At 71.8% G+C, this 24,709-nt stretch carries 21 protein-coding genes; 17 read left to right on the top strand and 4 right to left on the bottom strand.

Translation table 11 applies throughout. From position 1 onward, the window contains the following. Positions 1-38: 38 nt before the first annotated feature. The 3 genes from HUO13_RS30550 (at position 39) to HUO13_RS30540 (ending at position 2,906) form a co-directional block, all read left to right on the top strand. Positions 39-782 (top strand): response regulator transcription factor, encoded by a 744-nt coding sequence (locus HUO13_RS30550; protein ID WP_211898399.1) that lies wholly within the window; start codon positions 39-41, stop codon positions 780-782. Beyond that, positions 779-2,242, top strand: coding sequence for a sensor histidine kinase (locus HUO13_RS30545; protein ID WP_249124192.1), 1,464 nt, complete (start codon positions 779-781; stop codon positions 2,240-2,242). Before HUO13_RS30550 ends, HUO13_RS30545 begins: the two co-directional genes overlap by 4 nt. A gap of 97 nt (positions 2,243-2,339) precedes the next feature. Further along, entirely contained in the window at positions 2,340-2,906 is a 567-nt protein-coding gene (locus tag HUO13_RS30540) for a nucleoside deaminase (protein WP_211898398.1), read from the top strand. A gap of 36 nt (positions 2,907-2,942) precedes the next feature. On the opposite strand, the gene HUO13_RS30535 is transcribed toward HUO13_RS30540, so the two are convergent. Continuing rightward, positions 2,943-4,316 carry an FAD-binding oxidoreductase gene (locus tag HUO13_RS30535; protein WP_211898397.1) on the bottom strand — a complete coding sequence of 458 codons (1,374 nt, stop codon included), beginning with the start codon at positions 4,314-4,316 and terminating at the stop codon, positions 2,943-2,945. 167 nt (positions 4,317-4,483) lie between these two features. Next, complete coding sequence (gene asnB, locus HUO13_RS30530) at positions 4,484-6,310, bottom strand: asparagine synthase (glutamine-hydrolyzing) (RefSeq protein ID WP_211898396.1); 1,827 nt, start codon at positions 6,308-6,310, stop codon at positions 4,484-4,486. Positions 6,311-6,754: 444 nt separating this feature from the next. On the opposite strand from asnB, the gene kdpF reads away from it, so the two are divergent. From kdpF to HUO13_RS30480, 10 genes are all read left to right on the top strand, one after another. Further along, the gene (gene kdpF, locus HUO13_RS30525; protein ID WP_011874942.1) at positions 6,755-6,850 is read left to right on the top strand and encodes a K(+)-transporting ATPase subunit F; all 96 of its coding nucleotides are present in this window, start codon (positions 6,755-6,757) and stop codon (positions 6,848-6,850) included. Further along, positions 6,850-8,511, top strand: coding sequence for a potassium-transporting ATPase subunit KdpA (gene kdpA / locus HUO13_RS30520; protein WP_211898395.1), 1,662 nt, complete (start codon positions 6,850-6,852; stop codon positions 8,509-8,511). Before kdpF ends, kdpA begins: the two co-directional genes overlap by 1 nt. Further along, on the top strand, positions 8,508-10,583 hold the full coding sequence (kdpB, locus tag HUO13_RS30515; protein ID WP_211898394.1) for a potassium-transporting ATPase subunit KdpB: 2,076 nt from the start codon (positions 8,508-8,510) through the stop codon (positions 10,581-10,583). The genes kdpA and kdpB overlap by 4 nt, the downstream gene beginning before the upstream one ends. A 7-nt stretch (positions 10,584-10,590) precedes the next feature. After that, complete coding sequence (locus tag HUO13_RS30510) at positions 10,591-11,193, top strand: potassium-transporting ATPase subunit C (protein WP_211898393.1); 603 nt, start codon at positions 10,591-10,593, stop codon at positions 11,191-11,193. Positions 11,194-11,381: 188 nt separating this feature from the next. Further along, entirely contained in the window at positions 11,382-14,066 is a 2,685-nt protein-coding gene (locus HUO13_RS30505; RefSeq protein WP_211898392.1) for a sensor histidine kinase, read from the top strand. After that, positions 14,063-14,743 (top strand): response regulator, encoded by a 681-nt coding sequence (locus HUO13_RS30500; protein WP_211898391.1) that lies wholly within the window; start codon positions 14,063-14,065, stop codon positions 14,741-14,743. The genes HUO13_RS30505 and HUO13_RS30500 overlap by 4 nt, the downstream gene beginning before the upstream one ends. Positions 14,744-14,936: 193 nt before the next feature. Continuing rightward, positions 14,937-15,248 (top strand): hypothetical protein, encoded by a 312-nt coding sequence (locus tag HUO13_RS30495; protein ID WP_249124191.1) that lies wholly within the window; start codon positions 14,937-14,939, stop codon positions 15,246-15,248. Between the two features lie 11 nt (positions 15,249-15,259). Next, complete coding sequence (locus HUO13_RS30490; RefSeq protein ID WP_249124190.1) at positions 15,260-15,865, top strand: DUF3558 family protein; 606 nt, start codon at positions 15,260-15,262, stop codon at positions 15,863-15,865. Positions 15,866-15,875: 10 nt separating this feature from the next. Further along, entirely contained in the window at positions 15,876-17,144 is a 1,269-nt protein-coding gene (locus HUO13_RS38210; RefSeq protein WP_211898388.1) for a hypothetical protein, read from the top strand. A gap of 1 nt (position 17,145) precedes the next feature. Then, complete coding sequence (locus HUO13_RS30480; protein WP_211898387.1) at positions 17,146-17,949, top strand: ESX secretion-associated protein EspG; 804 nt, start codon at positions 17,146-17,148, stop codon at positions 17,947-17,949. Between the two features lie 10 nt (positions 17,950-17,959). Here HUO13_RS30480 and HUO13_RS30475 read toward each other — a convergent pair whose 3' ends face one another. Next, a complete protein-coding gene (locus HUO13_RS30475) occupies positions 17,960-18,331 on the bottom strand; it encodes a winged helix-turn-helix transcriptional regulator (RefSeq protein ID WP_249124188.1) in 372 nt (123 codons plus the stop codon). A 129-nt stretch (positions 18,332-18,460) separates the two neighbouring features. Here HUO13_RS30475 and HUO13_RS30470 point away from each other — a divergent pair, with 129 nt between their 5' ends. Further along, on the top strand, positions 18,461-20,077 hold the full coding sequence (locus tag HUO13_RS30470) for an MFS transporter (protein ID WP_249124187.1): 1,617 nt from the start codon (positions 18,461-18,463) through the stop codon (positions 20,075-20,077). Here the strand turns inward: HUO13_RS30470 and HUO13_RS30465 are convergent, their stop codons facing one another. Beyond that, the gene (locus tag HUO13_RS30465; RefSeq protein ID WP_211898386.1) at positions 20,078-21,070 is read right to left on the bottom strand and encodes a LacI family DNA-binding transcriptional regulator; all 993 of its coding nucleotides are present in this window, start codon (positions 21,068-21,070) and stop codon (positions 20,078-20,080) included. A 181-nt stretch (positions 21,071-21,251) separates the two neighbouring features. On the opposite strand from HUO13_RS30465, the gene HUO13_RS30460 reads away from it, so the two are divergent. The 3 genes from HUO13_RS30460 (at position 21,252) to HUO13_RS30450 (ending at position 24,709) form a co-directional block, all read left to right on the top strand. Beyond that, positions 21,252-22,631 (top strand): sugar porter family MFS transporter, encoded by a 1,380-nt coding sequence (locus HUO13_RS30460; RefSeq protein ID WP_211898385.1) that lies wholly within the window; start codon positions 21,252-21,254, stop codon positions 22,629-22,631. Then, positions 22,632-23,255, top strand: a complete 624-nt coding sequence (locus HUO13_RS30455; protein WP_211898384.1) for a nucleoside/nucleotide kinase family protein — start codon at positions 22,632-22,634, stop codon at positions 23,253-23,255. Between the two features lie 128 nt (positions 23,256-23,383). Then, on the top strand, positions 23,384-24,709 hold the full coding sequence (locus HUO13_RS30450) for a hypothetical protein (RefSeq protein WP_249124186.1): 1,326 nt from the start codon (positions 23,384-23,386) through the stop codon (positions 24,707-24,709).

The following is a 24,709-nucleotide window of genomic DNA, read 5'->3' as shown; positions in this document are numbered from 1 at the left end:
AGCGGCACCGCACCGGCGGGCGCACGTCCCCGACCCCGATGGGAGATCCTGGTCAAGTGGCTGACTCCGACACCTCCGCCGCCCGCGTGCTCGTCGTCGACGACGAGCCGAACATCCTCGAACTGCTCACCGCCGCGCTGCGGCTGAGCGGCTTCGAGGTGCGCGGTGCCGCCACCGGAGCCGACGCGCTGCGCGCCGCGTCCGAGTTCGGCCCCGACATCGTGGTGCTGGACGTGATGCTGCCGGACCAGGACGGGTTCTCGGTGGCCAGGCGGCTGCGCGAGGGCGGTGACCTGGTGCCGGTGCTGTTCCTGACCGCCCGCGACGCGGTCGAGGACCGCATCGCGGGCCTCACGGCCGGTGGCGACGACTACGTCACCAAGCCGTTCAGCCTGGACGAGGTCGTGCTGCGCCTGCGGGCGATCCTGCGCCGGGTGCGCCCCGCGCACCTCGACGAGCCCGACTCGCGGTTGCGCTACCACGATCTGGAGCTGGACGAGGAGGCCTACGAGGTCCGGCGCGGCGGCAGGCCGGTCGCGCTGTCGCCGACCGAGTTCAAGCTGCTGCGCTACCTGATGGTCAACGCCGAGAAGGTGGTCAGCAGGAGCCAGATCCTGGACCGGGTCTGGAACTACGAGTTCGGCGGGGACAGCCGCGTCGTCGAGTCCTACATCAGCTACCTGCGCCGCAAGATCGACTCGACCTCCCCGCCGCTGATACACACCATCCGGGGCGTCGGATACGTGCTACGGCTCCCGCCGGACGAGCAGGGCCGCCGATGAGGCCCCCGGTGCTGCCGCGGACGCTTCGCGGACGGTTGCTCGCAGTCCTGCTCGTGGCGGCGGCGGCCGGACTGGTCGTCATGGGCTTCAGCAGCGTCGCGCTGCTCGAACGCTCGCTGGTCAACCGCACCGACGACCGCCTCGCCGAGATGTCGAGGCCGTGGGTGGAGGGGCGCAAACCACCGCCGGAGCCCTTGGGGCCGCTGGAACACCTCGGCCCGCCGCTCGGGCGCGGAGAGCTGCCGACGGACTTCCGCGTGCTGTTCTTCGACTTCGCGGGCCGACCGACGGGCGACATGCTGGGCAGGGCCGAGGGTGACACCGGCGGGCCGCTGCTGCTCAATCCGTCGGCGGGACCTGCCATCGGCACCGTGCCGGACCGCGCGGGCGGAGCGGACTGGCGCGTCCGCACCCTGCACCTGCCCGACGGGCGGACCATCGCGCTCGCGCTCTCGCTCGGCGGCGCCGACGCCACCGTGCACCAGCTGGTCGTCATCGAACTGGTCGCCGGGGCGGTGGTGCTGTTGGCGCTGGTGGCAACCGCGGCCGTCACGGTGCGGCTGGGCCTGCGCCCGCTCACCAGGATCGAGCACACCGCCGACGCCATCGCGGCCGGTGAGCTCGACCGCCGGGTGCCCGACCAGGACGTGCGGACCGAGACCGGCAGGCTCGGGGCGGCGCTGAACACGATGCTGGGCAGGCTGGCCGCGGCGATGCGCGAGCGGGAGCGCTCCGAACAGCGGATGCGCCGCTTCGTGGCCGACGCCTCGCACGAGCTGCGCACCCCGCTGACCTCCATCCGGGGGTTCGCCGAGCTGTACCGGCGCAGCGACTCCCACCGCGAGGAGGACGTCCGGCGGATCATGTCGCGCATCGAGGGTGAGGCGGTGCGCATGGGCGCGATGGTCGAGGACCTGCTGCTGCTCGCCCGGCTGGACCGCGAGCGGTCGATGGACCTGACCGACTGCGACCTGCTGCCACTGGCGGCCGACGTGGTGCACGACGCCGCGGCCCGGGACCCGGACCGCGAGATCGCGTTGCACGCGCCGGAGACCCCGGTCCGCGTGCTGGCCGACGCGGCGCGACTGCGCCAGGTTCTCACGAACCTCGTCGGCAACGCCCTCGTGCACACGCCGGCCGGCACGCCGGTGCAGGTCGTAGTGGACCACGGCACCGCGGGCGAGGACGTCCTGGCGGCGGCGGGCACGGACGTGCCTTCCGGTGCGCTGATGGGTGTCGTGGAGGTGTCCGACCGCGGTCCGGGCATCGCGCCCGAGCACGCCCAGCGGATCTTCGACCGCTTCTACCGCGTGGACGACGGCCGGAACCGCTCCGGCGGCGGTACCGGACTCGGCCTGGCCATCACGGCGGCCCTCGCCGAGGCGCACGGCGGCAGGGTCGAACTGGCGCGCAACTGCGCCGGAGGCTGCACCTTCCGCGTGCTGGTTCCCCTGGCGTGACGGCCGTCGGCCGGTTTGCGCCCTCGTTCGTCGGGTAACTCCTGCGACGAGTTCTCGCTCGCTGGCACGGGTTTCCACGCTGATCGGGGGTTTCCGCGTGAACGACGAGGAGTTCATGGCCGAGGCGGTGCGGTTGGCGACGGAGTCGGTGGTGAACGGCTGGGGAGGTCCGTTCGGCGCGGTGATCACCGACGGGGAGCGGATCGTCGCCCGCGGCCAGAACCGCGTGCTGCTGACCGGTGATCCGACGGCGCACGGCGAGGTCGAGGCGATCCGCAAGGCGGTGCAGGTGCTCAACCCGGACGCGCCGTCGATCGCCGAGGAGCGGCAGAACGGGTCCACTCTCGCCCTGGTACCGCGGCCGGAGGGCTCGTCCGACCCGATGCCCGCCCGCGCGAGGATGCTCAAGGGCCACTCGATGTACACCAGCGGTGCGCCGTGCCCGATGTGCATGAGCGCGATCTACTGGTCCCGGTTGGACGCCGTCCACTACAGCAGCGACCTGGAGTCGACGCGGGCGATCGGGTTCGACGACGCCTTCCAGTACGAGGACCTCCGGAAACCCCTGGCGCAGCGAAGCATTCCGATGCGCCAGACCTACCCCGAGCTGGGCGCCGCGGCGTACCGGGCGTGGGCCGACAAGCCGGACAAGCACCCGTACTGACTGCGAATGTCCATACGCTGCTTGGGAAAGCAGACCCTAGCCGTGTCCCAGGTAGGTGTGGAAAACGCCGTCGGGGTCCACACGCGCCCGCAACTCCTCGATCCGGCGCCAGCTCGGTTCGCTGAACGACCTCGCGGCGCGGGAGGGCGCAGCGGGAAGGTCGGCCTCGGCGACGTAGTGGCCGGTGGTGACCGGTTCGAGCTCGGCCATGGCGGCCCGCAGCCAGGCGTTGTTGGACTTGTCCCCGACGGCGCCCTGCCAGATCGCGTAGCAGCTGACGAGGACGCGGTCGCGCATGGAGAAGGCCATGTCCGGCGCCGTCGCGGCGTCGTCGGGGAGCGGGTCCGGCGTCACCAGCACCAGGGATCCGCTCGACGGAGCGGTGGAAACGGCCTTGTGGCACCGGGAGAGCACCTCGCGCAGGTCGGCACCGCTCCACGCCGTGTCGGCCGCGTAGCGGCGGCCTGGCGGCCACAGGCCGCTGGAGACGCCGTAGAGGGAGGCGAAAGAGGTGGGCGTCCCACTGCGCCGCAGCAGAGCCCGGCCGGCGGCCGGGCAGCTCTCGAGGGGTGCCAGGGCGGCTGCCGCATCCCCTGCGGTGTCGGTGAAAGCCGTCGCGGAGAGGATGACGACGCGTCCTTCCGGTTGCGGCGCCACGCCTTCCGGCGACGGCGCTAGCAGCAGGCCGGGCTCGGCCTGGGCGGGCAGGCGGGGGCAGAGCTCGGCTGCGAACTCCGCGACCGCGTCCAGGTCGGCGAGTGCGTACACGTGCGTGCTCGCCGTCATCGCGGCGGGAAGCGGGTGCAGATCGATCTCGAACCGGGTCACCGCACCGGGAAAACCCGGCCCCGCGCCGCGCGCCGCCCAGAACAGCTCCGGGTTCTCCCGCGAGTTCGCGCGCACGACCTCGCCATCGGCCGTCACGACCTCCACCTCCCGCACGCTGCGGCAGGCCGGACCGAGCACCCGCGAGTTCCAGCCGATCCCGCCCGCCAGCAGGTACCCGCTCGCGGGCACGTCGCCGCCGTGGCCGACCGGGAAGGACAGGCCGTGCGCGGTCAGTGTCGCGGCCAGCTCCCGGTTGCTGGTGGCCGGTCGTATCGAGGCGGTGCGGGCGGAGGCGTCGACCGCGATCCCTCCGAGACCGGAGAGGTCCAGCAGCATGCCGTCGCGCACCGGTGAGCCGCACCAGCTGTGGCCGCCGCCGCGCACGGCCACCCGCAGCCCGCTGCGGACGGCGAAGCGGACGGCCCGCACGACGTCGTCGGTCGAGGTCGCGCGGGCGATCAGTTCCGGGTACCGGTCGGGTTTCCAGCCGTTCCACAGCATGGCCCGCCGGGTGCGCTCGTAGGTGTCCTCGCCACGCCACACCACGGTTCCGCGGAACCCCGCGAGGTTCCTCACGCCCATCTGCGGCCCCCTCTGGCACGGGCACCCGTCAGGGCGGCGGAGTGCCCGTCAGCCAGGAGGGTCACACGCGGCGGTTGCCCGCGCACGGCGGAGGGCCTTGTCCGGGCCCGGACGGCGCTCGCGGCACCGCCCGGGCCCGGGAATGTTTCAGAAGTGGTCGAACAGACCTAGACCTTGACCGTCGGCTGGTGCAGTTCGAACCAGACCGACAGGTCGAGCACCCGTTCGAGGAAGAACCGCGTCGGGGTGTCGACCGCGTCCGGTCCGGCGGCCACGATCTGGCGCACGGTCTGCTCGTCGACGATCGACAGCGCCGGGTCCTGCCTGCGGACCACCTCGCAAACCTGACCGAACAGCTCCGCGCCGTACTTCGGGTCCTGCGTGGACGGATACGGGCTCTTGGTCCGTTCGACCACCGATCGCGGCAGGGTGTCGGCGGTCGCCTGCCGCAGCAGGCTTTTCTCCCTGCCGTCGAAGGTCTTCAGCGACCAGGGCGCGTTGAAGACGTACTCGACGAGCCGGTGGTCGCAGAACGGCACCCGCACCTCCAGGCCGACCGCCATGCTCATCCGGTCCTTGCGGTCGAGCAGGATGCGCACGAACCGCGTCAGGTGCAGGTAGCACATCACGCGCATCCGGCGCTCGAACTCGCTTTCCCCTTGCAGCACGGGGGCTTCGCCGACCGCGGAGCGGTAGCTGTCGGCGATGAAGGCATCCAGGTCCAGCTTGTCGCGCAGCTCCGGCGCGAGCATCCGGCCCGCGCTGCCGGGAGCGCCCGCGAGCCACGGGAAGGTGTCGGCCTGCTGCACCTGCGGGTCGTGGAACCAGCGGTAGCCGCCGAACACCTCGTCGGCCGACTCGCCCGACAGCGCCACCGTGGAGTGCCCGCGGATCGCCTTGAACAGCAGGTACAGCGACTGGTCGAGGTCGCCAAGGCCCATCGGCATGTCGCGGGCTGCCACCGCGGCGCGGCGCACGGCGGGGTCGGCCAGCGTCGCCGGGTCGAGCACGATGTCCTGGTGCAGCGAGTCAACGTGCCCGGCGACGTCGTGCACGAACGGCCCGTCGGGGGTGTCGCGCATCGGGTCGGGCACGAAGTTCTCGGTCTGGCCGAGGAAGTCCACCGCGAAGCTGCGGACCTGCTCGTCCTGCCCGCGCAGCTGCCGGGCGGCCAGCGCGGTGATTGCGCTGGAGTCCAGGCCGCCGGAGAGCAGTACGCAGCGCGGCACGTCGGAGATGAGCTGGCGGGCCACGATGTCGTCGAGCAGTTCGCGCACGCGTGCGACGCTGGCGTCGCGGTCGTCGGTGTGCTCGAGCGCGGTGAGCCGCCAGTAGGTGTGCTCGTGCAGGCCGCTCCGGTCGACGGTCACCACGGTGCCGGGCCGGACCTCGCGCATGCCCGCCCAGACCGCCTGGCCCGGAGTCTTGGTCATGCTGAACAGCTCACGCATGCCGTCGGCGTCGACGACCTTCTCGGCGAGCGGGTTGGCCAGGATCGCCTTGGGCTCGGAGCCGAACAGCACACCGTGCTCGGTTGGGTAGTAGTAGAGGGGCTTGACCCCCATCCGGTCGCGGATGAGCAGCAGCTTCTCGGTCCGCGAGTCCCAGATGGCGAAGGCGTACATGCCGTTGAGGTGCTCGGCGACCTCCGCGCCCCACTCCAGGTAGCCCCGCAGCACGACCTCGGTGTCGCTGTCGGTGGTGAAGCGGTGGCCCCTGCGGCGCAGCTCGTCGCGCAGCTCGGTGAAGTTGTAGGCCTCGCCGCTGTAGACCATGGCGACCGGCCCGTCAGGGGTGCCGGCCTCCATCGGCTGCGCGCCGCCGGGCAGGTCGATGATCGCCAGCCTGCGGTGGCCCAGGGAGGCGTGCGGACGCACCCAGGTTCCCGCGGCGTCCGGACCGCGGCAGGCCATGGTCTGGCACATCGCGTCGATGACGGGTTGTTCGCGGGTCAGATCGCGTTGGTAGTCGATCCAGCCGGAGATACCGCACATTTCGGTTCCCTCCAGGGTCGGTCGTCTCGCAGGCGGAGGCCGATCGTGGCGGTCAGTGTTGCGCACCGGCGCCGGTCCGGCCCGGCCTGCCCATTCCTTTAGCAACGTTAACGAGATCGTTGCATCGACGAAACCTGATAGCGGAGTGAAGTCACCCACTCACAAACCGTGCGCAGGAGGAGAAGGGTGACATTTCCGGCCCGGCTGTGACTTGAGTCCCCGGCCCGTAAGGAAGTCATCAAGGCGCTGGGAGGCCGCATAAAGGAGCTGTCATACGCCTTGGTGGTCGCTGGGCGCGGACCAACACTCGACTCCGGTCGTCGAGAACGGCGACCCGAGTGGTTCGAGTTGGGGGTGCACCTCGGTGGCTGATCTGGCCTACGTCGTTCTGCTGATCGGCGTCTTCCTGGGTCTCGCGCTCGTGTTGCGCGGTTTGGAGCGGTTGTGAGCACTGTGCTTGCCAACGCCGCGGGTGGCGTGTTGGCACTGCTGTTGATCGGTTACCTGTTCGTCGCGCTGATCCGGCCGGAGAAGTTCTGATGAGTTCCCTTCCGGTCGGCCTGGTCCAGGTCGGCCTCCTCGTGCTGGCCCTCGTCGCGGTCCACCGGCCGTTCGGCGACTACATGGCCCGCGTCTACACCAGTGACGAGCACTGGCGCGTCGAACGCGCGTTGTACCGGGTGGTGCGCATCGACGGGGACTCCCCGCAGCGCTGGACCACCTACGCGGCGGGCGTCCTCGGCTTCTCGTTCGTCTCGATCGTGTTGCTGTACCTCCTGCAACGCCTGCAACACCTGTTGCCGCTGAGCTTCGGCCGAGGCCCGGTCGAGCCCGCGACGGCGTTCAACACCGCGGTCAGCTTCGCGACCAACACCAACTGGCAGTCCTACGTCCCCGAATCGGTCCTCGGGCACACCGTGCAGATGACCGGGCTGACCGTGCAGAACTTCGTGTCGGCGGCGGTCGGCATGGCGGTGGCGGTCGCGCTGGTGCGCGGCTTCACCGGCACCGCGACCGACCGCATCGGAAACGTCTGGGTGGACATCACCCGCGGCGTCACGCGCATCCTGCTGCCCATCTCGCTGGTCGCCGCGGTCGTGCTGGTCGCGCTGGGCGGTGCGATGTCGCTGGCCTCGGGCATCGAGGTGACCGGTGTGGACGGACACACCTACACCATCGCCACCGCGCCCATCGCCAGCCAGGAGGCGATCAAGGAGCTCGGCACCAACGGCGGCGGGATCCTCAACGCCAACTCGGCGCACCCGTTCTCCAACCCCGGCGGGTGGTCGAACTTCCTGCAGCTGTTCCTGATCCTGGTCATCCCGCTGTGCCTGACGCGCACCTTCGGGACCATGGCCGGCGACCGCAGGCAGGGCTACGTCCTGCTGTCGGTGATGGTCTCGATCCTGCTGCTGATGACCGGAGCCGCCTGGTGGGCCGAGACCCACCCGAACGGTCCGGCGACCCTCGCCGCGGGCGGAGCCATGGAGGGCAAGGAAGCCCGCTTCGGGATCTTCCTCTCCGCGCTGTACGCGGTGGTCACCACCGGTACCTCGACCGGTGCGGTCAACTCGATGCACGACAGCTTCACCGGTCTGGGCGGTGCGGTGCCGCTGCTGAACATGCTGCTCGGCGAGGTCGCGCCCGGCGGTGTCGGCGCCGGTCTCTACGGGATGCTGATGCTCGCGGTGATCGCGGTGTTCCTGGCCGGGCTGATGGTCGGCCGGACCCCGGAGTACCTCGGCAAGAAGCTGGGCCGACGGGAGATCACCGCCGCCGCGGTCTCGATCCTGGCGATGCCCACCGTCGTCCTGCTCGGCGCGGGCACCGCGCTGGCGCTGCCGGGCACGCTGGATGCCCTCAACAACAGCGGCGCGCACGGTCTTTCCGAAGTGCTCTACGCCTACGCGTCCACGGGCAACAACAACGGGAGCGCGTTCGCCGGTCTGACGGTGACCAGCGACTTCTTCCAGAGCACGCTCGGCGTGGCGATGCTCGTCGGCCGCTTCGTGCCGATCCTGGCGGTGCTCGCGCTGGCCGGTGCGCTGGCGCGGCAGCAGAGGGTGCCCGCGACCGCCGGAACCCTGCCCACGACCGGTCCGCTGTTCGCCGGACTGCTCGGCGGCACCGTCGTCCTCGTCGCCGCGCTGACCTTCCTGCCGGCGCTCGCCCTCGGTCCGATCGCGGAGGCCCTCGCATGACCACCACGTTGGAGAAACCCCCGCAGCGGCGGGAGGTTCCGGCCGCCCGCAGGCTGACGGCGGGGGCGTTCAGCCCGAGGCAGCTGCTGACCTCGATGCCCGACGCACTGCGCAAGCTCAACCCCAGGCACCAGCTCGCCAACCCGGTCATGTTCGTGGTCTGGGTCGGCTCGGCGCTGGTGACCGTGCTGACGCTGCTGGAACCGAACGGGTTCAGCATCGCCGTCGCGCTGTGGCTGTGGTTCACGGTGCTGTTCGCCAACCTCGCCGAGGCCGTCGCCGAGGGCAGGGGCCGGGCGCAGGCGGAGTCGTTGCGGCGCACCAAGACCGAGGCGGTCGCGCGGCGGCTGGCCGAGGACGGCACCGAGGAAGATGTTCCAGGCAACGAGCTGCGGGTCGGGGACCGGGTCGTGGTCGAGGCGGGACAGGTGATCCCGGGTGACGGCGACGTCATCGAGGGCATCGCGACCGTGGACGAGTCGGCGATCACCGGCGAGTCCGCCCCGGTGATCCGGGAGTCCGGCGGCGACCGCTCGGCGGTGACCGCCGGCACCACCGTGCTGTCGGACCGGATTGTCGTGCGGATCACGACCAAACCCGGCGAGACCTTCGTGGACCGAATGATCGCGCTCGTCGAGGGCGCGCAGCGGCAGAAGACGCCCAACGAGATCGCGCTGACGATCCTGCTGTCGACGCTGACGATCATCTTCGTGCTCGCCGTGCTGGCGTTGCAGCCGATGGCCGGATACTCCGGCGGCCTGCTGTCGGTGGTGGTGCTGACCGCGCTGCTGGTCTGCCTCATCCCGACCACGATCGGCGCGCTGCTCTCGGCCATCGGCATCGCCGGCATGGACCGGCTGGTGCAGCGCAACGTGCTGGCCAAGTCCGGGCGCGCCGTCGAGGCCGCGGGCGACGTCAACACCCTGCTGCTGGACAAGACCGGCACCATCACCTTCGGCAACCGCCAAGCCACCGAGCTGATCCCCGTCGGCGAGGTGACGAAGGGCGAGCTCGCCGCGGCCGCACGGCTCTCCAGCCTGGCCGACGAGACACCGGAAGGCGTCAGCATCGTCACCTACTGCGCGGAGAACTTCGGGCTGCCCGGCGAGGCGCAGGCCGAGGAACTGGCCGCCGACGCGGTGGCCTTCACCGCGCAGACGCGGATGAGCGGCATCGACATCGGCGGTCGCCAGATCCGCAAGGGCGCGGCGAGCGCGGTGCGCCGCTGGGCGAGCGGCTCGGTGACCTCCGAAGTGGACACCGTCGTCGACGAGATCTCCGAGCAGGGCGGCACTCCGCTGGTCGTCGCCGAGTGCAGCGGTGGCACGACCAGGGTGCTCGGCGTCGTCCGGTTGTCCGATGTGGTCAAGCCCGGCATGAAGGAGCGGTTCGCCGAGCTGCGCGCGATGGGCATCCGCACGGTCATGGTCACCGGCGACAACCCGCTGACCGCCAAGGCCATCGCCGCCGAAGCCGGCGTGGACGACTTCCTGGCCGAGGCCAAGCCGGAGGACAAGATGGAGCTGATCCGCCGCGAGCAGGAAGGTGGCCGGCTGGTCGCGATGACCGGCGACGGCACCAACGATGCCCCGGCGCTCGCGCAGGCCGACGTCGGTGTCGCGATGAACACCGGCACCGCCGCGGCCAAGGAAGCCGGCAACATGGTCGACCTCGACTCCGACCCGACCAAGCTGATCGAGATCGTCGAGATCGGCAAGCAGATGCTGATCACCCGCGGCGCCCTGACCACCTTCAGCATCGCCAACGACCTGGCCAAGTACTTCGCGATCCTGCCCGCGATGTTCGTGGCGATCTACCCGCAGCTCGACACCCTCAACATCATGCGCCTGGCCACCCCCACCTCGGCGATCCTGTCCGCGGTCGTGTTCAACGCGCTGATCATCGTCGCGCTGATCCCCCTGGCACTGCGCGGCGTGCGCTACCAGCCGATGAGCGCGGCGTCGCTGCTGCGGCGCAACCTGCTCGTCTACGGGCTCGGCGGCATCGCCACGCCGTTCGCCGGCATCTGGCTGATCGACCTGCTGGTCCGTTTCGTTCCCGGAATCGGGTGAGGAGCTGATGAAGAGCACACTGGTGCGCCAGTCACTCGCGGGGCTGCGGCTGCTGCTGGTGATGACCGCGATCCTGGGCGTCCTGTACCCGCTGGCGGTGTGGGGAGTGTCCCGGCTGCCCGGTCTGCGGGCCGGCGCCGAGGGCTCGCAGGTCGTGGTGGACGGCCGGGTCGTGGGCTCGTCGCTGATCGGCGTCGACCCCGTGCCCGCCGACCCGGCCCGCGACCCCTACTTCCACCTGCGGCCCGCCGCGTCGGCGCAGACCGCGACCGGCCCCGGCGACCCCTCGGCCACCGGCGGGTCCAACCTCGCGGGTGACAACCCGGAGCTGCTCGCCGCGGTCGGCGAGCGGCGGGCGGTGATCGCCGCGCGGGAGGGCGTGGCGCCCGAGCGCGTCCCGGTCGACGCGGTGACGGCGTCGGCCAGCGGCGTGGACCCGCACATCAGCCCCGCCTACGCCGACCTCCAGGTCCCGCGGGTCGCCCGCGTCACGGGCCTGCCGGAGGCCGAGGTCCGACGGCTGGTCGCCGAGCACACCTCGGGCGGGGTCGTCGAGGAGCGGGTGGTCAACGCGACCGAGCTGAACCTGGCGGTCGAAGCCGCCTCATGAGCCCCGCGGGGCGCCGCGTACCCCGGACGGCGCCCCGCGGGCCCGCGCTCGGCGCCTCCGCCTGGGCCCGTAGGTGGAAAATGGCCGGTGAGGCGGCCGGTCGCACGATCATCGGAGGGCAACGAGCACTACTGTCGGATGTTATTAGGCAGTGATGGAACCGACTCTCGGGTAGGAGACTGGAGAGCGTGGCAGGCAAGAGCGCCAGACGTGGCGAGCTGCGGATCTACCTCGGCGCCGCGCCGGGCGTCGGCAAGACCTACGCGATGCTCGGCGAGGCGCACCGCCGGGCCGCCCGCGGCACCGACGTCGTGGTCGGCCTGGTGGAGACCCACGCCCGGGAGAAGACCGCCGCGCTGCTCGACGGCCTGGAGGCCGTGCCGCGCCGCCGCATCGCGCACCGCGGTGTCGAGGTCACCGAGATGGACCTCGACGCGGTGCTGGCGCGGCGCCCGGAGGTCGCGGTCGTCGACGAGCTCGCCCACACCAACGCGCCCGGCTCCCGCAACGAGAAGCGCTGGCAGGACATCGACGAGCTGCTGGACGCGGGCATCAACGTGCTGTCCACGGTCAACGTCCAGCACCTGGAGAGCCTCAACGACGTCGTCGAGGCCATCACCGGCGTCCGCCAGCAGGAGACGGTGCCCGACGAGGTGGTGCGGCGCGCCGGGCAGATCGAGCTGGCCGACATCACCCCCGAGGCCCTGCGCAGGCGGATGGCCCACGGCAACGTCTACTCGGCCGACCGGGTCGACGCCGCGCTCGGCAACTACTTCCGCACCGGCAATCTCACCGCGCTGCGCGAGCTGGCGCTGCTGTGGCTGGCCGACCAGGTCGACGTGGCGCTGCGCCGCTACCGGGCCGAGCGCAAGATCACCGACACCTGGGAGGCCCGGGAGCGGGTCGTGGTGGCGATCACCGGGGGCCCGGAGAGCGAGACCCTCATCCGCCGCGCCCGCCGCATCGCCGCCCGCGCGGGCGCCGAGCTGCAGGTCGTGCACGTGCTGCGCGGCGACGGCCTGGCCGGGGCCTCGCCGGGCAACCTCGCCCGGGCCCGCCGCCTGGCCGACGGCGTCGGCGCCAGCTTCCACACCGTCGTCGGCGACGACGTGCCCGAGGCCCTGCTGGAGTTCGCCCGCGGTGCCGACGCCACCCAGCTCGTGGTCGGCACGTCCCGCCGGTCGCGGTGGGCGCGGCTGCTCGACGAGGGGATCGGAGCCGCGGTCGTGCAGAAGTCCGGCTCGATCGACGTGCACATGGTCACCCACCCCGAGGCGGGCGGGCGGCGGCTGCTCAAGAAGATCGCGCGCAACCCGCTGTCGTCGGCCCGCCAGCTGTGGGGCTGGGTGCTGGCGCTGGCGCTGCCCAGCGCGGTCACGGCGATCGCCTACTCCTCCGGGGCGCTGGCGCTGTCGGCCGACGTGGTCGGCTACTTCCTGGCCACCGTCGTCGTGGCCCTGGTCGGCGGGATGGCGCCGGCGATCACGGCGGCGCTGCTGTCGGGCGGACTGCTCAACTTCTTCCTGACCCCGCCGCTGTACTCGCTGACGGTCTCCGAGCCGCAGAACCTGGTGACCCTGCTGGCGATGCTGTTCGTCGGGCTGCTGGTGGCGATCCTGGTCGACCGCGCCGCCCGGCTGGCCGAGCGCGCCGCGCACGCCCGCACCGAGGCCGCCCTGCTGGCCTCCTACGCCCGCACCGTGCTCACCCACCCCGATCCGCTGCCGCGCCTGCTGGAGAAGGTGGTGGAGAACTTCGGGCTGACCTCGGCGGCGCTGCTGGAGCGCCAGGACGGCGACTGGCACGTCGCCGCGTCGACCGGCCCGCAACCCTGCACCAGCCCGGGCAAGTCCGATGTGGACATCGAGGTGAACCCGGACGTGCACCTGGTGCTGAAGGGCCCCGGCGACCGGGCGCTGCCCGCCGCCGACCGCACGGTGCTCGAAGGCGCGGCCGGGCAGGCGCTGGTGGCGCTGCGCCAGCAGCGGATGGCCACCGAGGCGCGGGAAGCGCAGCGCCGCGCCGACGCGACGGAGCTGCGCACGGCCCTGCTGTCGGCGGTCGGCCACGACCTGCGGACCCCGCTGGCCTCGATCAAGGCGTCGGTGAGCAGCCTGCGCGCACCGGACCTGACGCTTTCGGAGGAGGACACCACCGAGCTGCTGGCCGGGGTGGAGGAGTCGGCGGACCGGCTGACCGCGCTGGTGGACAACCTGCTGGACTCCTCGCGGCTTGCCACCGGGGCGATCGTGCCCCGGCTCGACCCGGTCGGCTACGACGAGATCGTCTTCCGCGCGCTGGCCGGGCTGGACGGCTGGCAGCACGTCGACATCGACACCGACGAGTCGCTGCCGGACGTGCTCGCCGACGCCGGACTGCTGGAGCGCGTGGTCGCCAACGTCGTGCAGAACGCGTTGAAGTACGGGCGCCCGGACGGCGGCCGCGTCAGCGTGCGCGCGAGCGAACACGCGTCGTGGGTGGAGCTGCGGGTGGTCGACCACGGGCCGGGGCTGCCCGAAGATGCCGCCGAGACCGTGTTCGCGCCCTTCGAGCGCCTCGGCGACCGGGGCGACCGCGGGGACCAGGGCGAGACGGGCGTGGGCCTCGGCCTCAGCGTCGCGAAGGGGTTCATGGAGGCCATGCAGGGCTCGATCCGGGCCGAGGACACCCCGGGCGGTGGCCTGACGGTCGTGCTGTCGCTGCCCGCCGCCCGCCCGGTCGCGGGCGGTGGCGTCGGCGCGGTTGGCGACGGCGCGGTTGGTGTCGGTTCGGTTGACGGCGTCGCGGACGGTGGCGGCCCGGTTGCTCACGGCGGTGGCGCGGTGCCGGGTGTGGCGGCGCCGGCCGACGTGGAGGAACAGGGGAGACGATGACGAGGGTCCTGGTGGTCGACGACGAGCCGCAGCTCCTGCGCGCGCTGCGGATCAACCTCACCGCGCGCGGGTACGAGGTGCTGACCGCCGTCGACGGCAAGGCCGCGCTCCGCGCCGCCGGGGACGGCAAACCGGACGCGGTGGTGCTCGACCTCGGGCTGCCGGACATGGACGGCAGCGAGGTCATCGCCGGGCTGCGCGGCTGGACGACGGTGCCGATCATCGTGCTGTCGGCGCGCACCGACTCGGCCGACAAGGTCCACGCGCTGGACGCGGGCGCCGACGACTACGTCACCAAGCCCTTCGGCATGGACGAACTGCTCGCCCGGCTGCGCGCGGCCGTCCGCCGCGCGAACACGACGGACCGGGAGGACCAGCCGGTGGTCGAGACCGCGACCTTCAGCGTGGACCTGGCGGCGAAGAAGGTGCTGCGCCAGGGCGCGGAGGTCCACCTGACGCCGACGGAGTGGGGCATGCTGGAGGTCCTGGTGCGCAACAAGGGGCGGCTGGTCGGCCAGAAGCAGCTGCTCAAGGACGTCTGGGGCCCGGCGTACGCCAACGAGACCCACTACCTGCGCGTCTACCTCGCGCAACTGCGCCGCAAGCTCGAAGCCGACCCGAGCCGCCCCCGGCACCTGATCACCGAGGCCGGCATGGGCTACCGCTTCGAGGTTTGAGGCCCCGCGCGGCCCCGCACTTCTCAGCATCGTGGGGTTCGCGTGAAGTTTCCCCGACTTGCTGCCCAGCGGGAACCGGCGCTGCTAGGGTCTGCGTCGCACTGGGTGATCAGACGCCGTGAACTGGGGGTTCCCCGCGATGACAACACCGCCGCCACCGCCCGGTCCCAACGGCCCCGGTCAGACCATCACGGTGAACAAGGACAACGTCCTGGAGGTCCGCCGGGTCATCCTGGCGGCCGCCGAGGACGCGTACGACAAGCTCGACAAGTTGCGAGGAGAACTCGCGATCTCCAGTCCTGCCAAGGACAAGATCAGCAGCGCGGCGGCGGCAACCTGGAACGCCAACCTGCTCACGAATGCGGACTCGCACTTCAACCGCCTGCGTCAGTACGTGCAGAACGTTGCTGACCTGGGCAGGCAGATCGAAGACGCCGCGAAGCAGTACGGGTACACCGAAGAAGAGATCGCTGCTTCGTTCCAGATCAACAAGGACCACGGCTGATGGGATATCGGGTGGCGGCACGCATTCGCAACGGCTTGGTCGGCATGGCCGCGATCGGACTCGTGGCCGGTGGCTGCACGGTCAACGGCCCAGAGTCGCCGACTCCGGCGACAAGCACGTCTGCGGAGTCCTCCCGGTCGAAGGATCTCGCGGTCGTGGGCAAGCCCGATGCTGATCTGTGCGACTTGCTCACCCCTGAACAGCAGACGGCGCTCGGCGTCGGTGGCGCGAGGCCGAACGCCGAGACGGACGAGCTGACCGAGACCGACTATCCCGGGTGCGCTTGGCGCAGGCCTCTCGGTGAGGAACCCGCGTACGGGATCAGGGTCTACGCGGTTCCCGAGGGCATCAAGGACTTCATGGGCAAGATCAGCCCGGCCTTCCCCGAGACGGAGGCGTCCTACACCGTCGGCAACGGATTCCCCGCGATGCAGGCCCAGCGTGGGGAGAGCCTGGAGCAACTCGGCTGCATGGTGGGCGTCGACGTCGCTGACGGGCAAACCCTCGGCGTCTTCGCCTCGCCCGGTGTATCGCAGGTGATGAGCAACCAGGACATCTGCGCCAAGGCCAAGGCGGCTGCGGAGGCGGCCGTGACGACGTTGCAGAGCCAGGGGTAGGGGGAGACCGATGGCGGGCATCGATCCGATTCGCGATATCCGGTTCGAGGGGATGGACATCCCCCAGCTCCAGCAGTGGATCGCGCAGATCAAGCACGGGCGCGGGACGGAGTCGATGAACGGCGCGGTCCGGGGGCTCGAGCAGTGCGTGCAGGTCGTCGTCGACCTCGACAACACGCTGCGCACGGAGCTGGCCAAGCTCCAGATCCACTGGGAGGGCAACGCCGGGAGCATGGCGCAGGCCGCGACCCGCGCGCAGACCGCCGTCATGCAGGAGTCGCAGGATCCGCTGGCCGTGTCGGCGGCGAGCGTCGACGCGCAGGGCCGCGGCTACGAGTCGGCGAAGCACACCCTGCCCGAGGCGGGCGACCTGCAGGCGCAGCAGTCCGAGAACTTCCTCGAGTGGTCGGGTGGCGCGTTCGGCTACGAGAGCGACTACGACGCGGAAGCCAAGCAGATCCAGAACCGCCAGTTGGCGGCGCAGTCGGCGCTCGGCTCCTACCGCGACACCAGCGTGCAGCAGGCCGACGCCTACCAGCCCCTGCCGGAGATGGCGCCGGCGTCGGTGAGTGCGCAGTCGGCGACGGTCGGTGGCTCCGGTGTCGGTGGCGGCGGGTTCGCCTTCTCCGGTGTCGGTGGTGGCGGCGTCGGCGGTGGGGCCGTCGGCGGTGGTGGAACCGGCGGTGGCTTTGGTGGCCACTCCGGTGTCCTGCCCGGTGGTGGGGATTACAGCGGTGGTGACGGCAGCCGTGAGGGTGGCGGTCGCAGCGGAGCCGGTGGCTTGCGGGAGAGCAGCGGCACCGGGGGCTACGCGGACCGGAACACGACCGGGCCGACCAACCGCCCGGGGCTCGGTCTCGGGCCCGCGCTCGGGCTCGGTGCAGGCGGGGCCGCCGTCGCGGGGCTCGGCGCCGCCGCGGCGGGCAAGATGCTCGGCGGCGGCAAGGGTGGCGCGGGCTCGGTGCGCGGCGGTGACGTCAAGGGCGGCATCGCCCGGGGCGGTTCGTCGGGCGTCGGTGGTGGGCCGGGCGACACGACCGCGGGCCGCACGGCCGGTTCGTCGGCGACCAGCAGGCCCGGTCCCGGCTCGATGATGGGTCCCGCCGCGACGCGTGGCGAGAAGAAGGACGACGACGTCGAGCACGACAACCAGTACGTGGTCGAGGAGACCCCGTTCGACGACAACCGCCTGGTCGCGCCCGCCGTGCTCGGCGAGGACCGCGAGCACGACGAGGCCGGCGAGGCCGGTGAGGCCGACCAGCCGAAGAAGCAGGACTGACGTGCGCCCTGGAGCCGAAGCCGACCCCATCGTGCTGTCCGCGCTCGAGTTCGACGTGGTGTGCGAGGCCGAGAAGCTGACCGAGCACCGCCACATCGCGCTCAACGTGCCCAGCCCGGGCGCGACCTACACCGAGCGCGCCGAGCTCGTCGCGGGCACCTGGGCCGGGCTGCGGCAGCGCGGGCTCGCCGAGGACCACCGCGACCGGGTCGACGTCGACCTCGGCGACCTGCTGGTGCTGCTCGACCGTCCGCAGCGCAGCATCGACGTGCGGATCTGGGCCGACCGCCCGGTCCGGGCGCTGGCCTCGGCCAACGGGCCCAACGGCCTGCTGACGATCGTGGACGGCGATGTCGTCGAGCTGACGCCGGTGCGGGCCGGTTCGCTGGCCGAGGCCGCGGTGTCAGTCGCGGGGGACGCCGAGCCGGGTGCCGGGCGCCCGGTGAGCCTGCCCAACGACGTGCTGCGCGAGGCCAGCGACTACGCGGGCGCGGACAACCCGCAGGTGTTCGTCGACGAGCTGCGTTCGCTGGGCGTCGGCGCCGACGACGCCGCCGAGGTGGCGCGGATGGCCGACGGCATGGGCATGCGCGGCCAGTTCGGCGCCGAGAGCTCCCCGCAGCGCGGTGCGAAACCCGAACGCGCGAACCGCGTCGTGGCCTTCCACGACACGTCGCAGGGCCGGTACCTGCACGTCGTGCGCGCCAGCGGGGACGGCCGCAGGTGGAGCACCATCGCACCGGCCAACAACCACCGCATCGCCGAGTACGTCCGCGAACTGCTCAGCGAGGTTTTCGAGGACTGAGCGGCGCTTCTCAGGAGTCGGGTGCGTCCAGGCGGTTCAGCAGGTGTCCGCGATACCACTTGCCCCATTCGTCGAGGTCGCTGATCAATGCGCGGAGGCTGTCACCGATCTCGGTGAGCCGGTATTCGGTGCGCGGCGGCACTTCGGCGTGGACGGTGCGCGAGACGATTCCGTCGTTCTCCAGTTCCCGCAGTTGCCGGGTGAGCATCCGCTGGGTGATCCCGGGAAGCGCGCGGCGTAGTTCGCCGAACCGCTGCGGGCCGTCGACCAGGTACTTCAGGATGAGCAGCTTCCACTTGCCGCCGACGACGACCAGCGCGACCTCGACGTCGCAGTAGTCGGACATCTCCTCGATGCGTTCGCGGATCCGCACCTTTTTCACCCGCCCAGTGTAGTCCGGGGAAATGCGGCACCCCGCGGCTCCGCGAACTGCGACGGTATACCGAATGTGCCTAACGCACGGGAAACTGCCTACTTGTCGCGGGCGTTCACCTGGTCTGGGCTGAGGTGCGTGACGACGAGATGCCCGGACGCCGAAGAGCAGAACCCAGCCATCGCGCCGATCGAATCGCCGACGCTGCCCGGAAGCGAACCGCCGGTGCCGCCCGGACCGGCCGTGCCGAGTGTGCGGCCCAGGACCGCACGGCGGTGGCTCGTGCTCGCGGTGCTCTGCACCAGCCTGCTGCTGACCGGCCTCGACCTCACGGTCCTGCACGTGGCCGCGCCGAGCCTCGCGCGCGACCTGAGCCCGAGCGCCCCGGCGCTGCTCTGGATCGTCGACGTGTATTCGCTGGCGGTCGCCGCGCTGCTGGTGACGTGCGGGACGCTGGCCGACCGCGTCGGGCGCAGGCGGGTCGTGATCGCCGGGTTCGCGGTGTTCGGACTCGCGTCCCTCGCGGCGGCCTTCGCCGACAGCACACCGCAGCTGATCGCCGCGCGGGCAGTCCTCGGCGCCGGGACCGCGCTCATCATGGCGGCGACCGTGGCCATCATCCGCAACGTGTTCGACGACCCCCGGGAACGGACGATCGCGATCGGGCTCTGGACCGCCGCGCACAGCGTCGGGACCACGCTCGGCCCGCTCGTCGGCGGGGTTCTCGTCGAGAACTTCCACTGGGGCTCGGTGTTCCTGGTCAACGTGCCGATCGTGGCCGTGGTGCTGGTCGTCGGCGTCCGCGTCATCCCGGAGTCCCGCGATCCCGTTCCGCGCCGATGGGACCTGCCGAGCGCCCTGCTGTCGATGTCCGGCCTGGGCGGGCTCGTCTACGGGCTGAAGCAGATCGCCGACCCGTCCGGACTCACGCCCGCGTCGGCCGGCATCGGGCTCGCCGGACTGGCTCTCCTGGTCTGGTTCGGGGTGCGGCAGCGGCGGCTCCGGCATCCGTTGCTCGATCTCGGTCTGTTCCGGGAACGCCGGTTCAGCGCGGGAGCGCTGGCGATCTTCGGCTGCTTCGGCACCTACGTCGCGACGTTGTTCCTGCTGACGCAGTGGCTCCAGCAGGCGGGAGGGCACAGCCCGTTGCAGGCCGGTGCGGCCGTGGTGCCGCTGGCCGCCGCGAACGCGCTCGGCGCCGCACTGGCGCCGTGGGGCTCCAACCGCTTGGGGTACCGGCGGGCCATGGCCGCCGCGCTGGTCGCCTTCGCCTCGGCCCTGGTCGTGTTCGCCGTCGCCGGGCAGGCCGCCGGATACCCGTTGATCGCGGCGATGCTGGTCGTCGCGGGCTTCGGCGCGGGAGTCGTCATGACCGCCGGATCGGACCTGACCACCGGGACGGTGAGCCCCCACCGGGCGGGAGAGGCCGCCGCCGTCCAGGAGACGTCGTTCGAGCTCTCGGCGGGCGTCACCGTGGCGGTTCTGGGCTCCGTGCTGGCGATCTCGTACCGCTTCGCCGTGCCGCCGCTGCCCTACCTCGGGTCCGCGGACGCGGCGTCGGTCGGTGAGTCCATCGGTGCCGTCCCGGACGTGCGACGGCACCTGCGCCCGGAGGACGCAGTCGATCTCCAGGCGCTCACCGCGGAGGCTTTCGACCACGCCGTCCGCGTGGCTTGCGCCGCAGGTGCCGTGGTCCTGCTGGTGACGGCGATCGCGACCGCGGTGCTGCTCAGGAACTCCCGGACGAGCGGGTGATCAGCCGTTGCAGCCGCAGGAATCGCGGTGCACGAGCCGGGACCGCAGGCGGTGCGTCTCGGGTGCGGCGTCGGGGTCGGCGATGCGGCGCAGCAGCAGGCGCGTCGCCTCGGTGCCGATGTCGTTGCAGGGCTGCGCTATGACGGTCAGCCGCGGCGAGAACCACTCCGCCCACGGGAAGTCGTCGAAGCCGACCAGCGCGATGTCGCGGGGCACCGAGAGTCCCGCCTCGCCGAGCGCCTGCATCGCGCCGATGGTCATGCCGTTGTTCGCGGTGATCAGCGCCGTCGGCCGGTGCGCGAGCAGCCGCCGGGTCGCCGCCACGGCGGTGTCGGTGACCGAGCGGCCTTCCACCAGCAGCTCCGGTTCGGGCTCGATGCCGTTGCGGCGCAGGCCCTCGCGGTAGCCGCGGACGCGCTCCTCCGTGGTGGACAGTCCGCGCCGCCCGGCGACGAAGCCGATGCGGCGGTGGCCCGCCGCGGCGAGGTGGTCGACGAGTTCGGCCATCGGCGCGGTGTTCTCCGGGCCGACCTGGTCGTAGCGGTCGTCGATGACCCGGTCGGCCAGCACGACGGGAAGCCGTTGCGCGGCGACGTAGTCCAGGGTCTGGCGGGGCAGCGCCGACGGAGCCAGGATCACGCCGTCGACGCGGCGCTCGTGCATCCCCCGCACCACGTGCAGCTCGTGGTCGGGGTCGTCGCGCGACTCGGCGAGCAGCAGCGTGTACCCGCGGCGGACCGCCTCGGCCTCGATGCCCTGCAGCACCTGGCCGAAGTAGGGGTTGGTGATCGCCGACATGACCACCGCGATCGAGCGGCTGCTGGCCGTGGCCAGCGACCGGGCCAGGGTGTTGGGGCTGTAGCCGGTGCTCTCGATCGCGTCCTGCACGACCCTGCGGGTCTCCTCGCGCACGGTCCGGGTGCCGTTGATGACGTGCGAAACCGTCGCGGTGGACACGCCCGCCATGCGGGCGACATCGGCCATCGTCGCCATCGCCTGCTCCCCTTCGAGTCCCGGCTGTGCCGCGAAGAGTATCAGGCAAGCGCTTGCGCAAGCGCTTAACTTCGTTTTACGGTTCCGCTCACTCGCAGACCAAGGCGCTTGACGTCCCGCCCCGCGGCGACGGCGCCGACCGACAACGGGCGATGCCGCCCGGGCCAGGAAGGCACCCCAGATGAGCACCGCACAGCTCAGCCCCTCCAGACCTGAACAGCGCGGTCGCGCCACGGTCGTCGGCGCCTCCGCCATCGCCGCCCTCGGCGGCCTGCTCTTCGGCTACGACACCGGCGTCATCTCCGCCGCGCTGCTCTACATCGCTCCTGCCTTCCAGCTCAGCGAGGGCATGCAGCAGATCGTGGTCGCGTCCCTGCTGCTCGGCGCCATCGCCGGCTCCGTCGGCGGCGGCCCCGTGGTCGACCGCGCCGGCCGCAAGCGCACCCTGCTGATGGTGTCGGCGGTGTTCACCGTCGGCGCGCTGCTCTCCGCGCTGGCCACCGGCACCGCGGTCCTGATCGTGGCCCGGGTGCTGCTCGGTCTGGCCATCGGCACCAGCTCGCTGGTGGTGCCGACCTACATCGCCGAGATCGCGCCGCCCGCGACCCGCGGCAGGCTGGTGTCGCTGAACCAGCTCATGATCACCATCGGCATCTTCGTGTCGTACCTGGTCGGCTACGCCTTCGCCGAGAGCGGCGGCTGGCGCTGGATGCTGGGGCTGGCCGTGGTGCCGTCGGTGGCGATGCTGGTCGGGCTGTCGATGCTCAGCGAGAGCCCACGCTGGCTGCTCGCCAAGGGCCGCACCGAGGAGGCGAAGCAGGTGCTGCTGCGCACCCGCGGCCCCGAGGAGGCCGAAGCCGAGCTGGCCGAGATGTCGGCGACGATGCGCGAGGAGAGCCGCTTCTCCTACCGCGACCTGTTCCGGCCCCGGCTGCGCCCGGCCGTGCTGCTCGGCGTCGCCGTCGCGGCCACCAACCAACTCGTCGGCGTCAACGCCGTCATCTACTACGCGCCGACCATCCTCAAGCAGGCCGGGCTCGGCGACTCGGCGGCGATCCTGTCCTCGGTCGGCATCGGCGCGACCAACATGGTCTTCACCGCGATCGCGCTGCTGCTCATCGACAAGGTCGGCCGCCGCCCGCTGCTCATCGGCGGTACCGGCGTGGTCATCGCGGTGCTGTTCGGCCTCGGCGCGCTCTACCTGCTGCCCAGCGTCCAGGGGCTCGGCACGCTGCTGACGATCGGCCTGATGGTCTACGAGGCGGCCTTCGCCGCCAGCCTCGGCCTGGCGATCTGGCTGATCAACAGCGAGGTCTTCCCGACCGCGGTCCGCGGCAAGGCCGCGGGCGTGGGCACCGTGACCCACTGGGGCCTGGACTTCCTCATCTCGATCTCGGTGCTCACCCTCATCCAGGCGTTCACCGCCACCGGCCTGTTCTGGCTCTACGGCGTGCTCGGCCTGGCGGGCATGATCTACCTCTACCGCAAGCTGCCCGAGACCAAGGGCCGTAGCCTGGAGGACATCGAGATGTCGCTTCGCGGCGGGCGGAAGGGCGAGTAGATGATCCGGCTCGACGATCTGGTGAAGCGGGCGCGAGCCCTGGCCGAAACCGGACAGCGGCGCGTGCTCGGCATCACCGGACCGCCGGGCTCGGGCAAGGGGACGGTCGCCGAGGCGGTGCTGCGCGAGCTCGGCCCGGCGGCCGTGCTGGTGCCCATGGACGGCTTCCACCTCGCGGAGGCCGAACTGCGGCGCCTCGGTCGCCGCGACCGCAAGGGTGCGCCCGACACCTTCGACGCGGCGGGCTACGTCGCGCTGCTGCGACGGCTGCGCGAACCCGGCGGCGACGCCGTCTACGCGCCGGAGTTCCACCGCGAGGTGGAGGAGTCCTATGCCGGGGCGATCGCCATCGGGCCGGAGGTTCCGCTGGTGATCACCGAGGGCAACTACCTGCTGCTGGACCGCGGGCCGTGGGCGGCGGTGCGGGACCTGCTCGACGAGGCGTGGTTCCTCGCCCCCGACGACCAGGTCCGCGTCGACCGGCTGGTCGCCCGCCACGTCCGCTACGGCAAGTCGCCCGCGCAGGCGCGGGAATGGGTGCACCGCAGCGACGAGCACAACGCCGAGCTGGTCTCGCCGACCCGCGTCCGCGCCGACCTGGTCGTCGACGGGGACCCGGAGTAGGCGGAGTCCTCAGCCGACCGCTCTTCGGGAGCGAAAACCGCCTGCGGCGGGTTCGCGCCCTCCGATAGCCTCCGGCCCCGCGCCCGGAGGCTTCGTCCTCCGGTACGTCGAGTGCGGGGGTGCTTTCGTTGCGGAACAAGCGTTTTCTCCGTCCCGGCCACCTCGTGCCGCTGGACGGCCTGCTGGGGGTGCTCGACGAGTTCCAGCCGGTCGCCGCACTGATGGCTCCGGACACCGCGGCGGTGCGCGCCGTCGTGGACTGGCGCGAGCTGCCGCCGCCCGCGCCGGGGACCGCCACCCGGGTCGTCACCGACCACCACCGCCTGTGGGTCCAGCAGGGTCCGGGTGGTCCGATCGGCCGCGTCGACGAGGGCGGTCTGCGCCAGGTCGCCGATCCGGACGGGGCCGACCTGGTCGCGGTCGGCCGCGGAGCGGCCTGGTGCGTGGACTCGCGCTCTCCGGACCCGGGCAGGCCCGGAGGGCCGGGCGTGGCGCCGGTACCGCCGCCGATGCCCGAAGGCCGGCTCGTCGTCGTGGCGGAGGACGGCGGCACTCGCACTATCGCGGTCGACCGCCCCACCGAGTCCGTGACGCTCCGGACCGACGGGATGTACCTGCGGGTGCACGGAAAGCCGCCCACGGCCGCACCGATGGGCGACCCGCGCACGGCCACCGGCTGGACTTGCGACTACCACGTCGAAGACCTGCGTCTTACCGAACCGTTGCCGGACCGCATCGAGTACGAGCAGCACGAGAAGCGCGAACCGGACCTGGAACCACCGCCCTGGAGCCACGGTGGTGCGGGCCAGTGGCTGGCCTGGCACGACACGGACTCGGTCTCCAGCGACGGGCTGCCCGCAGGCGGGCTGCGCTGGGCCGTCGGGCGAGTCCTGGAACAGCCGGAAGGCGGCAGCTACCCGATCGTGGCGACCGGCCACGATCCGGAGTCCGGCGCCGAACGCCTCCGTGTCGACCTGGGTGCCGGGCTGTTGCACGCCGCGGTCGAGTGCGGCGGGTTCCTGTGGGTGGTGGTCCAGCGAAACCGGCTTCGAGAACTGCTGCGCATCGATCCGGTGACCGGACAGGTCAACGCCGTATCCCAGGTCGGAAGCATCGACATCGCGGACCGCTGCTGGCCGCTCGTCGGCTTCGACGCCGGCGAGGCCGCGGCGCACGCCGAGACGGAACGCGCCCGGTTCGAAGACGCCGGGAGATACCTGCACCTGTCCGATGCCCGCAGCGAACTCGAAGGTGAGTGGCCCGACCTGCGGGTCCGGCTGACCTTCCGGCACCCGCACCTGCCCGGCGGCTGGTTGCGCCGCCGCTGGCGGGTCTTCGACGAAGTCGGCCGTCGGGTCTCGGAGATGCACGCCGACGTGCACCTCATGGAGGACCTGGAAACCGGGCAACTACCGCCACCGCAAAATGCAGTGGACTGCGTCCTGGACATCTGA

It is taken from the genome of Saccharopolyspora erythraea (assembly GCF_018141105.1).
In the GTDB taxonomy this organism is placed as follows: Bacteria; Actinomycetota; Actinomycetes; order Mycobacteriales; family Pseudonocardiaceae; genus Saccharopolyspora_D; species Saccharopolyspora_D erythraea_A.
Note: the sequence above shows the minus strand (reverse complement) of the source record. Positions and strands in the feature narration are given on the sequence as shown.

Bases quoted from the DNA above. Each gene is read 5' to 3' on its own strand.
- HUO13_RS30460 (WP_211898385.1), top strand. From the start codon at position 21,252: ATGAGCACCGCACAGCTCAGCCCCTCCAGACCTGAACAGCGCGGTCGC.
- HUO13_RS30500 (WP_211898391.1), top strand. From the start codon at position 14,063: ATGACGAGGGTCCTGGTGGTCGACGACGAGCCGCAGCTCCTGCGCGCG.
- HUO13_RS38210 (WP_211898388.1), top strand. From the start codon at position 15,876: ATGGCGGGCATCGATCCGATTCGCGATATCCGGTTCGAGGGGATGGAC.
- kdpB (WP_211898394.1), top strand. From the start codon at position 8,508: ATGACCACCACGTTGGAGAAACCCCCGCAGCGGCGGGAGGTTCCGGCC.
- HUO13_RS30465 (WP_211898386.1), bottom strand. From the start codon at position 21,070: ATGGCGACGATGGCCGATGTCGCCCGCATGGCGGGCGTGTCCACCGCG.
- asnB (WP_211898396.1), bottom strand. From the start codon at position 6,310: ATGTGCGGTATCTCCGGCTGGATCGACTACCAACGCGATCTGACCCGC.
- HUO13_RS30535 (WP_211898397.1), bottom strand. From the start codon at position 4,316: ATGGGCGTGAGGAACCTCGCGGGGTTCCGCGGAACCGTGGTGTGGCGT.
- HUO13_RS30545 (WP_249124192.1), top strand. From the start codon at position 779: ATGAGGCCCCCGGTGCTGCCGCGGACGCTTCGCGGACGGTTGCTCGCA.
- kdpA (WP_211898395.1), top strand. From the start codon at position 6,850: ATGAGTTCCCTTCCGGTCGGCCTGGTCCAGGTCGGCCTCCTCGTGCTG.
- HUO13_RS30455 (WP_211898384.1), top strand. From the start codon at position 22,632: ATGATCCGGCTCGACGATCTGGTGAAGCGGGCGCGAGCCCTGGCCGAA.
- HUO13_RS30550 (WP_211898399.1), top strand. From the start codon at position 39: ATGGGAGATCCTGGTCAAGTGGCTGACTCCGACACCTCCGCCGCCCGC.
- HUO13_RS30510 (WP_211898393.1), top strand. From the start codon at position 10,591: ATGAAGAGCACACTGGTGCGCCAGTCACTCGCGGGGCTGCGGCTGCTG.